Here is a 12,578-nt window from a genome sequence, read left to right as displayed (position 1 = left end):
TTCAGGACCCTTTAGGGGTGGCTGCGTTCGGTGCAAGCCGACAGGTGCGAGCCTAGCATGAGCGGGGCGGCGGCGCACCTGTTTCAACAAAGACGGAGCGTTACTTCAGGGTCAGCGCGGCCTGGGTGGCCAGGTTCACAATGGGATTGGGATACAGGCCGAAGAAGAGCACACCGGCAATGGCGCAGGCCAGGACAATGGACAAGGCCGGCGACGGCACGAAGCGCGGCGACGTGGCGGTGACCTCACCCGGCTCCCGCATGTACATCACCATGACGAGGCGCAGATAGTAATAGGCGGAAATGGCGGCGAAGACCAAGGCGAGGATTGCCAGCCAGGACATGCCCGCCTGGACCGCCGCCATGAAGACATAGAACTTGCCGATGAATCCCGCCGTCGGGGGAATGCCGGCCAGTGAGACCATGAAGATCAGCATGAACAGGGCGGCGAGGGGATGGCGCTTCGCGAGGCCGCTGTAGTCTTCGATCTCTTCCCCCTCCTGGCCGCCCTTGCGCAACATGGCGACAATGGCAAAGGCGCCGAAGGTCATGAAGGCGTAGAGGGCGATGTAGAGCATCACACTGGCAATGGCCGAGGTCGAATCGGCGGCTTCGAGCCGCCCGGCCGCCACGATGCCGATCAAGGCATAGCCGGCGTGGGCGATGCTGGAGTAGGCCAGCATCCGCTTAATGTTCGTTTGGACAAGGGCAACGATATTGCCCAATATCAATGTGCCGATGCAGAGCAGCAGGAAGATCGCGGACCAGTTGGCTTTGACTCCGCCGAGTCCCTCCACAAAGACCCGCAGGAAGGCGCCGAAGCTGGCGGCTTTTGCGGCGACGGCCATGAAGGCCGTGACGGAGGTGGGGGCGCCTTGGTAGACGTCCGGCGTCCACATGTGGAACGGCACCACGGCCAGCTTGAAGCTGAATCCGACCGCCAGGAGAATCGTCGCGAACAAGAGCAACGGATCGTTCAAGCTTCGTTCGGCGATGGCGGCGGCAATGGCCGGAAGCTGCGTGCTGCCGGCTGCGCCGTAGAGCAGGGAGATGCCGTACAGCAGGATGCCGGAGGAAAACGCGCCGAGCACAAAGTATTTGGCCGAGGCTTCCAGGGAGCGGGGTTCCGCTCGTTTTAATCCCGCCATCACATAGAGTGAGAGCGACATGAGTTCGGTGCCGAGATAGATCGTCAGGAGGTCGGCGCCGGACACCATCACCATCATGCCGGACAAGGCCAGCAGAACAAACCCATAGTACTCGCCGAAGTAGATCCGCTCCTCTTTCAGATAGGGGAAGGACAATAAAATAGTCAGGCCGGTGACGAAGTACAGCAGCAGTTTCCAAAAGCAGGAATAGGCATCGACCACGACCAGTCCGCCGAACGCCGTGGTCGGATCGCTCATGCGGGCGGCGGTCAGGCCCATGCAGATGGCCATGGTGGCCAGACTGAGCCAGGCCAGCCCGTCCTTCTTCGACGCAGGGGTGATGGGATCCAGGGCGAGGACGGCGCAAGCCGCGAAGATCACCAGCAGCTCCGGCAGAATGGGGAACAGATCGTGGGCCGAGATCGTCATGGCCGTGCCGCTTCCTCCATCGCTTGAATCATGTGGGCCTTCTGAATGGGATTGCTCAGCGGCGCGACCCGCCCCGTGGAGGTGGGCGATTCACGCGGCGGCGCGGTGGCGCGGGCGACCACCTGTGTCACTGAGGCATGCATGCGGGTGAGAATCGGGTTGGGAAACAGGCCGATCCAGAACACCAGCACGACCAGCGGAATCAACGTCAGCATCTCGCGCTGATTGAGATCCTTCAGCTTGGGGAGAAACTTGGCTAAGGGCTCCCCGAAGGCCACCCGCTGGACCATCCAGAGAATATAGGCGGCCGCCAGGATAATCCCCAGCGACGCAATCGCCGCCGCGAGTTTGCTCCACAGAAAGGTTCCGACCAGCACCATGAACTCGCCGACAAAACTGTTGGTGCCGGGAAGCCCGAGCGAGGAGAGGGCGAAGATGACCAGCAGGGTGGCATACCGGGGCATCGGCTTCGTGAGGCCGACGTTGTCGGCAATCTGGCGGCTGTGAGTCCGTTCGTAGATGATGCCGACGCAGAGGAAGAGGCCGCCGGTCGTGATCCCGTGGTTGACCATCTGCATCACGGCGCCCTCAATGCCCTGCTGATTGAACATGAACAGTCCCAGCGTCACGAACCCCATATGGCTCACGCTGGAATAGGCGATGAGCTTCTTGATGTCCGCCTGTGCCAACGCCATGTAGGCGCCGTAGATGATGGCCACGATCGAGAGGGTCACGACCATCGGGGTAAAGTCTTTCGACGCGTCGGGCAGCATCGGCAGGCTGAACCGCAGGAACCCGTAGGTGCCCATCTTGAGGAGGACGCTGGCCAGGATCACGCTGCCGGCGGTCGGCGCTTCCACGTGGGCGTCCGGCAGCCAGGTATGGAACGGAAACATCGGCACCTTCACCGCGAAGGCGGCGAAGAAGGCCAGGAAGAGCCAGAACTGGAGCCGTGACGAATAGGTGTGCTGGCTCAGCTGGACGATGTCGAAGGTCTGGCCGCCCTGGAAGTAGAGGGCGATGATGGCCACCAGCAGCAGCACGCTCCCGGCCAGGGTGTAGAGGAAGAACTTGATGGCGGCATACAGCCGGTTCGGTCCGCCCCAGACGCCGATCAGCAGATACATCGGAATCAGCATCGCTTCCCAGAACACGTAGAAGAGCACGAAATCCAGCGCGGCAAACACGCCGATCATGGCGGCTTCCATGATCAGCAGCATGGCCATGAAGCTGCGAATGCGCGATTCGATCGAGCGCCAGGAAATCGAGACGCAGAGCGGCATGAGGACGGTCGTCATCAAGACGAGCGGCAGGCTGATGCCGTCCAGGCCGAGGTGATAGTGAACGGGCGGCGAGGTGATCCAGGCGGCGTTCTCGGTGAACTGCATCTGGCTCGACGAGGCGTCGAACAGCCACCAGAGGGGAAGCGACAGCAGCAGATCGGCCAGGGTGACGCCGAGCGCGACCATGCGGACGCTGGTCTCCTTGACGAAGAACAGCGCGGCTGCGCCGGCCAGCGGAAGGAGAATCAAGAATGTCAGCCAGGGGAATCCGCCCGATTGCATAGGCCCTCAAAACACCAAAAAGACTGTGACCAGAATGACCACGCCCAGGGCCATCGCCAAGGCGTAATGCTGCGTCTGCCCGCTTTGTACCAGGCGCAGCAGCCAGCCGCCCCAGGCGATCCCACGGGCGATGCCGTTCACGGCGCCGTCAATGATCGCGACATCGACGCGCTTCCACATTTCTGCCGCCGCGGTAAACGTCGGCCGGACGAAGGCCTTGTCGTAGGCTTCGTCCACGTACCACTTGTTCAGCGAGCCCTCATAGAGGCTCTTCCACTGCCGGGCAAACTGGTCCGGCAGCTGGGGGTTCAGCACATACACATAGTAGGCGCCCGCGATGCCGGTGAGGCCCATGAGGGTGGCGACGATCATGATGCCGAGTCCCGCCGCGCCATGCTCATGAGGGGCCGCCCCGCTGTCGCCATGGGCAAACACCGGCTCAAGGAACGAGGGAATGCCGACATACCCGGCGACGATGCTCAGGACGGCCAGGACGATCAGCGGGATCGTGATGGTGTTGGACGGCTCATGGATATGTTTGGCGTGATGCGGATCCACGCGCGACGGTCCCCAGAAGGTCACGAAGACCAGCCGGAAACTATAGAAGGCCGTCATCAACGCCGTCAGCAGGCCGAGAATCGTCAGAACCTGTCCCAGCGATCCCGAGGACCAGGCCGAGACGAGCAAATCGTCTTTGCTGAAGAACCCGGCGGTCAGTGGAAAGCCGGCCAGCGCCAGCGAGCCGACGACGAAGGTCCAATAGGTGACGGGAAGCTTGTTTTTCAGGCCGCCCATATGCCGCATGTCCTGCTCATGGTGCAGTGCGACGATCACGGAGCCGCATCCCAAAAAGAGCAAGGCCTTGAAGGCGCCATGGGTGAGCAGATGGTACATGCCCGCGGTATAGGCGCCGAGGCCGCAGGCCATGACCATGTACCCCAGCTGGCTGACGGTGGAGTAGGCGACCACGCGTTTGATGTCGGTTTGCGTGAGGGCGATCGTGGCGCCAAGGACCATGGTGGCGGCGCCGACCAGTGCCACGACAGTCATCGCAGTCGGGGACAAGTTATAGAGCGGGGCGAGCCTGGCGACCATGAAGACACCGGCGGTGACCATGGTGGCGGCATGGATCAGCGCCGAAATAGGCGTGGGACCTTCCATCGCATCCGGGAGCCAGACATGCAGCGGTACTTGCGCGGATTTGCCAATGGCCCCGGTGAACAGGAGCAGGCAAATGAGCGTAAAGACCGACACCTCCCACGTGCCGCCGAAGGGGCTCAGCAGATTGATGGTCTGGTTGGCGGCCTCGTGGGCGGCGGGAAAGATTTCCAGATAGTTCAGCGTGCCGAAGCTGGTCCAGACCAGCAGGAGGCCCAGCATGAAGCCGAAGTCGCCCACGCGATTGACGAGGAACGCCTTCGTCGCCGCGGCACAAGCCGAGGCCCGCTCATACCAATGGCCGATCAGGAGGTAGGAACAGAGACCGACCGCTTCCCAGAAGACGAACAGTTGGAGCAGGTTGTCGGCGAGCACCAGCATCAGCATCGAAAAGGTAAAGAGCGCGATGTAGCTGAAGAAGCGTGCGTACCCCGTTTCTCCGTGCATGTACCCGATCGTATAGATATGGACGAGTGAACTGACGGTCGTGACCAGCAACAGCATGACCGCCGTGAGGCGGTCGATATAAAGTCCGATGTGAATGTCGAGCGCGCCCGATGTCAGCCAGGTGTACAAGGGCTGGGCGATCACCCCTCCTTGCGCCACCTCGATGAAGGCGGTGACGGCCAGGAGCCACGACAGCAGGACCGCCGGGACGGCAACCAGATGGGCCCGTTCCTTAATCCGCGAGCCGGCGAGGCCGAGCACGAGAAAGGCGGTCAGCGGCAATAATGGAATCAGCGCATACATCGTTTAGTTACCACTTGAGCAAACTGAACTCTTCCACGTTGATCGTATCCTTAGCCCGGTGCAGGGCGATGATGATGGCCAGCCCCACGGCGACTTCCGCTGCCGCAACGGTCAGGGCGAAAAAGACAAACACCTGGCCGCCGAGATCGTGGAGATGCTCGGAGAAGGCCACGAAGTTGATGTTCGTGGCGTTCAGCATCAGCTCGACCGACAGCAGAATGGCGATGATGTTCCGCCGGATCAACACCCCGACCATGCCGGTGAGAAAGACCACCGCGCTCAATATGACGTAGTAGGTGACGGGGACGGTCATGACATCCTCGTGATGCGTAACGGGTAACGGGTAACGGGTGATTGGGGCAATCTAGTTGATAGCAATCGCATCACCCTTCGCTCCTTGCGTCCCCAACATCTCGCTTCGCCAGGATAATCGCGCCGATCATCGCGACCAGCAGGATCAGCGAGGCGACTTCAAAGGGGAAGAGATAGGTCGAAAAGAGCACTTCGCCGATCGCCAGGGTATTCTCGCCGCTCCCGGTTTCCACCGGGGCCACGGATTGCGGCGCGGCCGCGATGCTGCCCCCGATCAAGACCATGAATTCGATGAGCAGCGGGACGCAGACGAAGGCGACCGTGCGCCATTGGCTGTGGTACCGGTCATCCCGATGGAGGTTGAGCAGCATCACGACGAACAGGTACAGCACGAGAATGGCGCCCGCGTAGACGATGATTTGGACGGCCGCGAGGAACTCGGCATGGAGCGTGACGTAGAGTCCGGCGACGTGAAAAAACATCACGAGCAGCGAGAGGGCGCTATAGACCGGATTCCTGAGCGCGACGACCAGGATGGCCGTGAGCGCAATCACTCCGGCGAAATACCCAAAAAACAACTGATCCACGTCTCTCCTCTAGGGGGCCGTTGCCCCGATGTTCTCCGGCGCGGGCCAATCATTCCCATGCTCCCCCCGCCGCTACGGTGATGAGGGAAGCCGGCTCCGCCTTCCGGCCTCAGTTCGGTTTCTGCGGCACGTGCTTGAACGCCACGTTGAAGAAGGCGACGTTCGGATGCTGCAGTTCCAGGCGTTTTTCGCGCACCGGGAACGACCGGTCACCGATGGCGAGCAGCTGCTGCTTGTTCAGATGGAGTTGCCGCTTGTCGTACACGGCCCATTCGAATTCCCTGGTCATGCCGAGCGCATCGACCGGGCAGGCATCGACGCACATTCCGCAGAACAGGCAGCGCGTCATGTCCATGTAATATTCTTTGGAGTAGCGCTTGGTCGGCTCCCCCGGCACTTCCCCGCTGACCACGCGAATTACACGCGACGGACAGGCCGCTTCGCAGAGATCGCATCCGACGCATTTTTCCGTTCCGTCATCGTAGCGGAGCAGCGCCAGCATGCCGCGGTAGTTGTCCGGCAGCGTCCGCTTCTCGTGCGGGTACTGCAGCGTGATCGGCCGGTAGTGCAGCAAATGCGACATCGTGGCCTTCATTCCCACCAACAGTTCATAGAAGGTGATGGTCTTGAGCCAGCCGATGAGGCGCTGTGTGCCGGTGGTCTGTGTCATCGTCTATGCCGGTCGCTACTTGAATTGGTTATAGATGTACATCGCAATGGCTGTGACGACGATGTTGCCCAGGGCGATCGGCAACATGACCTTCCAGCCGAACTTCATCAGTTGGTCGTACCGGAGGCGCGGCAGCGTGGCCCGCAGCCAGAAGAACAGGAAGAGGAAACCGTAGACCTTCACGGTGAACCAGGCCACCCCTTCGATCCAGGCGAAGCCCTCCAGCCCGATCTGGGCGAGGATGGTGCCGGGATAGGGGGCGTTCCATCCGCCGAGGAACATCGCGGCGGCCACGCAGGAGACCAGCACCATATTGGCGTATTCGGCGATGAAGAAAAACGCGAAGCGCATGCCGCTGTATTCCGTGAAGAATCCGGCGACCAGTTCGCTTTCCGCTTCCGGCAAGTCGAACGGCACGCGATTGGTTTCGGCGACGGCCGAGATCACGTACACGACGAAGGCGAAAATCTGCGGGGCCGGAAAGGCAAACACATACCAATGCCAGAACCCTCCGGCCTGGGCTTCGGTGATTTTCACCAGGCTCAGCGAGCCGGCCATGATCAGCACGCCGACGATGGCCAAGCCGACATTCAATTCGTAGCTGATGACCTGCGCAGCCGACCGCAATCCGCCGAGGAGCGAGTATTTGCTGTTCGAGGCCCAGCCGCCGAGGATGATCCCGTAGGCGCCGATGGAGGCGAAGGCCAGGATATAGAGAATGCCGATGTTAATATCGCTGATCACGAAGGGTTTGACGGAAATCCCGAAGACGTCGAGCGTCAGGTCGGGGCCGAAGGGGATGACGGCAAAGCCGATCATGGCCGGCACCATGGCCAGAATCGGCGCCAGGGTGAACATGAATTTGTTCGCGCCCGCGGGCACGATATCTTCCTTGAAGAACAGCTTCAGGCCGTCGGCGATCGGCTGGAGGATGCCGTAGGGGCCGACTTCCATCGGGCCCATGCGATCCTGCATCCAGCCGAGCACTTTTCGTTCGGCGAGTGTCAGGATCATCACGGTTAACATCACAATGCCCATGACCGCAGCGATCTGGGCGAGAGACACGGCAAGGCGCAAGCCTAGTTCAGTCACGATGGCACCCCTGGATTAACGGATGATGAACATCCTCACGTTCAACGTATGACACTGTGGCCGACGCGTTGGAAGCGGCCGAACTGACAACATATCGGTCTTCGGATCGATGGCGCATCTTACGACACTTTCACCATGGAAACCGAGGTGGCCCTGATGGAGGGCACCTTGGTGTCCGGATCGATCGCACAGTCGAACAGCCTATTCATGTCCTGGCTGAAATGATTCGGGAACCAGGCCTGCCCTTCCGGCACGCGCGCGAGCACCGTGACGTCGGTGGTGATCTCACCCCGCGCGTTCGAGAGGCGGACGCGGTTGCCGTCCACCAGCGAGAAGCGCGCCGCGTCTTGCGGATTGATGCGCAGGCGGCCCCGGTCCTCAATCTGCAGCAGCCCCTTGGCGCGCGTGGACAATTTGCCGGAGTGAAACAGGCTTTGCACGAGACTGATCTGCACCGTGCCGTCTGGCTGGGGAGCCGCCGCAGTCAATTGGTACCGGCCCGTGAGATCCTGCTCGAATCCCTGCGCGAGGTAACGGTCGATGGCCGTCCGGTCGACTTTCGGCGGTACCGGCGACGGGCCGAGCGATCCGTATCCGGGAATGAGGCTCCGGATTTCTTTCAAGATTTCCCGGCTTTCGCCGTATTCCAGCGGCGCGCCCATCAATCCGGCGAGCGCGGAGAAAATTTCCCAGTCCGGGCAGCTTTCGCCAGCCGGGTCAACGGTTCGCCGCACAGCTTGCACATGGCCTTCCGTATTCGTGAACGTGCCGTCCTTTTCCAGCGATGAGCAGACCGGGAGGACGACGTGCGCCAGAGCGGCGGTTTCGGTCAGGAAGAGTTCTTGGCACACGAGCAAGTCCAGCTTGGCCAGGGATTCGCCCACGCGCACGGTCGCCGGCAGGCTGGCCAGCGGGTTTTCCCCGACGATAAACATCGCCTTGAGAATGCCGGCTCTGGCGCGATCCAACATCTCGATCAGGGAGGCGCCGCTGTTCGGCGGCGGCTCTTCTTTCCAGAGATTGGCGACACGGTCTCGGCCGGCCCGGTCCGTGATGGCGGAGGGACCCGGTAAGAATTCGGCGGCTGCGCCCATTTCAATGGCGCCCTGGTCGTTGTTTTCTTCCGTCAGCGGCGCGAATCCGCAGCCTGGCTGGTCGAGTTTGCCGGTGAGCAGCAGCAGGTCGAGCAGGTTCATGGAGCCGGCATAGCCCCGCTCCCCGCGCAGCAGCCCTTGCCCGGCCACGGCGACCACGCGTTTTCCTCCGGCCAGCGCTTTGGCCGCGGCCACATAGGCTTCCCTGTCCATGCCGGTGGCGGCCTGGATCTCCGGCCATGCAAGCGACTGGAGCCGGGCGGTCACGGCAGTCACATATTTCGGCTGGTCTTGTTTCAGGCCCGTGACGATCAAGCTTTCTTCCGCCACGGCTTTGAGCAGGCCGAGCACCGCGGTTGAGATCTGGTCCGGTGCCACGCAGAAATGGTGCTCGGACAGATTGGCGATATTGCTGATGGTGCCAACGGCCGGCTGAAGCGATTCAATCGTGACAAGCGTGGCCTGCCGCTTCTTGACGGCCTCTTTAATCTTGAGCCCGGTGATGGGATTGGCTTCCGTGATGTTCGTGCCGACGAGCAGCAGGACATCCGCCGCGGCCAGGTCCTCGAAGGTCACGCTCCAGCGGTGGGTGCCCTGCACCCGCCGCATGGCCTGCACGGCGTTCATGTGACCGTAGCGCGCGCTGCTGTCGATGTTATTGGTGCCGATGGCCAGGCGCAGGAATTTCTGGAACAGATACAGCTCTTCGTTGGTGCATCGGCTGGTGATCAAGCCGCCGAAGGCATGGCCTCCGTGGTCCTGCTTGATGCGGCTGGCCTGGGCCGCGATGAATTCCAACGCTTCTTCCCAGGTCGCCTGGACGAGGGCGCCGTTGCGACGGATGAGCGGATGCGTGAGCCGCTCGGGATGGCTGGTGGCATGGAAGCCAAAAAACCCCTTCGCGCAGAGATCGCCGTTGTTGCGTCCCGCGCCATGGGCGGAATTTACTTCGATCAATTGGTTGTTCTTGGTCTGGACGGTGATCTGGCACCCGTCGCCGCAATAGCCGCAGATCGTCTCCGCCCGTTTCAGCATCCAGGGGCGGTATTCGTACATGGAGAGGCGGCTGGTGATGGCGCCGACCGGGCAGATCTGGACGCAGCCGCCGCAGAATTCGCAGTCCAGCGCATGGGCGCCGAAGTGCTTGATCTCCGTCATCGTGCCGCGGCCGACCGGGGCCAGGGCTTTGACGTCCATGACTTCGTCGCAATAGCGCACGCAACGCAGGCACTGGACGCAACGGTTCATCTGGGTTTCGATCAGCGGGCTGAAATATTCCTTTTGGAAGATGCGTTTGGTCTCGGCAAACCGGCTCGTCGTCGGGGTGTATTGATGGGAGAAGTCCTGCAAGTCGCAGCGCCCGCCCTGATCGCAGACCGGACAGTCCAGCGGATGATTGGCCAGGATAAATTCCAGCACCGACTTATGCGCATCGTCCACCACGGTCGTGGCGGTCTTGATGCTCATGCCTTCCGCGACCGGCGTGCTGCAGGCGGTCTGGAGTTTCGGCATTTTTTCGACTTCCACCAGGCACATCCGGCAATTGGCGTCGGGCTTCAGCTTCGGGTGGTAGCAGAAATGCGGAATCATGACGCCGACGCGGCGTGCCGCTTCGATGACGAGCGTGCCTTTCGGGACGGACACCACCGTGCCGTCGATCGTCACGCGCACCATATCGGCAGTCTGGTTAGGCATGGATCAGTGCCGTGCTCCCGTCGATTCCGGTCAAATCAAATTCGCCGCTTCGGCGTTGATGGATCAGGTTGCGCATCACGTCAGTGCCGCGCTCCTGTCGATTCCGGCCGAATCAAATTGGCCGCTTCCGCTTCGTGAATGAGGGTCACGTATTCGTGCCGCCAATGTTTCAGCGTGCTCATGATCGGCGAAACTTCGGCATCGCCAAAGGCGCAGACCGTTCGGCCCGCGATGTTTTTACACAGATCTGTCAGGGTTTCAAGGTCTTGCATCTGCCCACGTTTGGCGATAATCCGGCGCATCGTCTGGACAAGCCAGGAACTGCCTTCGCGGCAGGGACTGCACTTGCCGCAGGACTCATGGTAGAAAAATTCCATCAGGCGGAGCGCGGCCCAGACCATGCTGGTGCCTTCTTCCATGACGGTGACGCCGCCCGAGCCAAGCATCGAGCCCGCCGCCGCAACGGATTCAAAGTCCAACTTCACATCCAGATGGTCGGGCGTCAGGAACGGTGCTGAGGCGCCGCCGGGGATAAAGGCTTTCAGCGGCTTGTCGGATCGCATGCCGCCCGCATGTTCGTAAACGAGTTCGCGTACGGTTACCCCCATCGGCAGCTCGTAATTGCCGGGACGCTTGACGTGGCCGCTGACGCAGAAGACGCGGGTGCCGGTGCTCTTGGGCGGAGACCCGATGCCGGCGAACCATTCGGGGCCGCGATTCAGAATGTGCGGCAGGTTGGCCAGGGTCTCCACGTTATTCACGACCGTCGGCTTGTTGTAGAGGCCGTGGGTGGCCGGGAACGGCGGCTTGACGCGCGGCAGCCCGCGTTTGCCTTCCAGCGATTCGAGCAGCGCGGTTTCCTCGCCGCAGATGTAAGCGCCCGCCCCGCGATGGACCCAGACATCGACCGTGACGCCCGTTCCCAGGATGTTGTTGCCGATGTACCCGGCTGCGCGCGCTTCGCCGATCGCGTGTTCCAGGATTTTGGACCCGAGCACCATTTCGCCGCGAATATAGATATACGCCGATGCCGCGCCGATGGCGTAGCACGCCAGGACGATGCCTTCAAGCAGCTGGTGCGGATCGCGCTCCATGAGCTGGCGGTCCTTAAAGGTGCCGGGCTCGCTCTCGTCGGCGTTGCAGCAGAGATAGCGCGGGCCTTGATAGTCCTTGGGCAGAAATCCCCACTTCACACCGGTGGGGAACCCGGCGCCGCCGCGCCCGCGCAGGCCGGACTTCATGACCGTGCCGGTCACGTCCGTCGGCGCGATCTTGCCGAGCGTGTTTCGGAGCGCCTGATAGCCGCCAGCCTGCTCATAATCCTTGAGCGAGCCGGTATAGCCCGGCTGCATCATATTTTTCAGAAGGACCAGTTCGTACTTGGGCATAATCGTTAAACGTGAAAGGTGAAACGTAAAAGGAGTTGAGGCTTGTCGTTTCCGTAATGTCTCACGTTTTACGCCTCACGTTTTACAGTGACAGATTCCGGCCACAGATAGGGGCCGCTTTTCAACGCGCTGGTGCCGGTCGCTTTGAGGTCGGCCAGAATGCGATCGACCTTCTCTTCCGTCAGCCGCTCGTAATAGTCGTCATTGATTTGCATCATGGGCGCGGTCCCGCAGGCCGCCAGACATTCGACGGCGGTCAGGGTGAAGAGCCCGTCCGTGGTCGTTTCACCCGGTGCGATCCCGAGCTTGGTCTTCATCCAGCCGATCACGGTATCCGATCCCACCAGCGCGCACATGAGCGACTTGCACACCTGAATGTGAAACTTCCCCACCTTCTTCAGATTCAACATCGTGTAGAAGGTCGCGGTTTCATAGACCTGCGACGGGGTCAATCGCAGCAGCCCGGCGATTTCGGTCATCGACGCTTCCGTGATGTAGCCCTGCTCCCGTTGCGCGAGATAGAGCAAGGGGATCAGCGCCGATCGCTTGACCGGATAGCGGGACAGGATGTCATCAATTTCTGCTCGGTACTTATCGCGCAACATAAATAGCATTACCTCAAGAGCTTATGGCTGATAGCTGATGGCACGATGAGGCGCAGAGGATCCCACCCATCTGCCATAGGCTATGT

General features: G+C 61.4%; 10 protein-coding genes. All 10 read right to left on the bottom strand.

Going from position 1 to position 12,578, the window contains the following annotated elements:
- Positions 1-100 precede the first annotated feature (100 nt).
- Positions 101-1,576 carry an NADH-quinone oxidoreductase subunit N gene (locus RI101_13450; protein MEC4891054.1) on the bottom strand — a complete coding sequence of 492 codons (1,476 nt, stop codon included), beginning with the start codon at positions 1,574-1,576 and terminating at the stop codon, positions 101-103.
- Positions 1,573-3,141 carry an NADH-quinone oxidoreductase subunit M gene (locus RI101_13445; GenBank protein MEC4891053.1) on the bottom strand — a complete coding sequence of 523 codons (1,569 nt, stop codon included), beginning with the start codon at positions 3,139-3,141 and terminating at the stop codon, positions 1,573-1,575. Before RI101_13445 ends, RI101_13450 begins: the two co-directional genes overlap by 4 nt.
- A 6-nt stretch (positions 3,142-3,147) precedes the next feature.
- On the bottom strand, positions 3,148-5,049 hold the full coding sequence (gene nuoL / locus RI101_13440; protein MEC4891052.1) for an NADH-quinone oxidoreductase subunit L: 1,902 nt from the start codon (positions 5,047-5,049) through the stop codon (positions 3,148-3,150).
- A gap of 7 nt (positions 5,050-5,056) precedes the next feature.
- Positions 5,057-5,362, bottom strand: a complete 306-nt coding sequence (gene nuoK / locus RI101_13435) for an NADH-quinone oxidoreductase subunit NuoK (protein MEC4891051.1) — start codon at positions 5,360-5,362, stop codon at positions 5,057-5,059.
- Positions 5,363-5,432: 70 nt separating this feature from the next.
- Positions 5,433-5,948 carry an NADH-quinone oxidoreductase subunit J gene (locus RI101_13430; GenBank protein MEC4891050.1) on the bottom strand — a complete coding sequence of 172 codons (516 nt, stop codon included), beginning with the start codon at positions 5,946-5,948 and terminating at the stop codon, positions 5,433-5,435.
- Between the two features lie 109 nt (positions 5,949-6,057).
- Positions 6,058-6,618, bottom strand: coding sequence for an NADH-quinone oxidoreductase subunit NuoI (gene nuoI / locus RI101_13425; GenBank protein ID MEC4891049.1), 561 nt, complete (start codon positions 6,616-6,618; stop codon positions 6,058-6,060).
- A gap of 15 nt (positions 6,619-6,633) precedes the next feature.
- Positions 6,634-7,710: an NADH-quinone oxidoreductase subunit NuoH gene (nuoH, locus tag RI101_13420; GenBank protein ID MEC4891048.1), complete on the bottom strand. Its 1,077-nt coding sequence runs from the start codon at positions 7,708-7,710 to the stop codon at positions 6,634-6,636.
- A gap of 119 nt (positions 7,711-7,829) precedes the next feature.
- The gene (gene nuoG / locus RI101_13415; GenBank protein ID MEC4891047.1) at positions 7,830-10,499 is read right to left on the bottom strand and encodes an NADH-quinone oxidoreductase subunit NuoG; all 2,670 of its coding nucleotides are present in this window, start codon (positions 10,497-10,499) and stop codon (positions 7,830-7,832) included.
- Between the two features lie 80 nt (positions 10,500-10,579).
- Complete coding sequence (gene nuoF / locus RI101_13410) at positions 10,580-11,887, bottom strand: NADH-quinone oxidoreductase subunit NuoF (protein ID MEC4891046.1); 1,308 nt, start codon at positions 11,885-11,887, stop codon at positions 10,580-10,582.
- Between the two features lie 68 nt (positions 11,888-11,955).
- Complete coding sequence (gene nuoE, locus RI101_13405) at positions 11,956-12,492, bottom strand: NADH-quinone oxidoreductase subunit NuoE (GenBank protein MEC4891045.1); 537 nt, start codon at positions 12,490-12,492, stop codon at positions 11,956-11,958.
- Positions 12,493-12,578: the final 86 nt, after the last annotated feature.

The sequence above is a fragment of the Nitrospira sp. genome (assembly GCA_035968315.1).
In the GTDB taxonomy this organism is placed as follows: Bacteria; Nitrospirota; Nitrospiria; order Nitrospirales; family Nitrospiraceae; genus Nitrospira_D.
This window is presented reverse-complemented; position numbering and strand designations above follow the sequence as displayed.

Coding starts and splice junctions, on each gene's coding strand:
- RI101_13450 (MEC4891054.1), bottom strand. CDS start 1,576: ATGACGATCTCGGCCCACGATCTGTTCCCCATTCTGCCGGAGCTGCTG.
- RI101_13445 (MEC4891053.1), bottom strand. CDS start 3,141: ATGCAATCGGGCGGATTCCCCTGGCTGACATTCTTGATTCTCCTTCCG.
- nuoL (MEC4891052.1), bottom strand. CDS start 5,049: ATGTATGCGCTGATTCCATTATTGCCGCTGACCGCCTTTCTCGTGCTC.
- nuoK (MEC4891051.1), bottom strand. CDS start 5,362: ATGACCGTCCCCGTCACCTACTACGTCATATTGAGCGCGGTGGTCTTT.
- nuoI (MEC4891049.1), bottom strand. CDS start 6,618: ATGACACAGACCACCGGCACACAGCGCCTCATCGGCTGGCTCAAGACC.
- nuoG (MEC4891047.1), bottom strand. CDS start 10,499: ATGCCTAACCAGACTGCCGATATGGTGCGCGTGACGATCGACGGCACG.
- nuoF (MEC4891046.1), bottom strand. CDS start 11,887: ATGCCCAAGTACGAACTGGTCCTTCTGAAAAATATGATGCAGCCGGGC.
- nuoE (MEC4891045.1), bottom strand. CDS start 12,492: ATGTTGCGCGATAAGTACCGAGCAGAAATTGATGACATCCTGTCCCGC.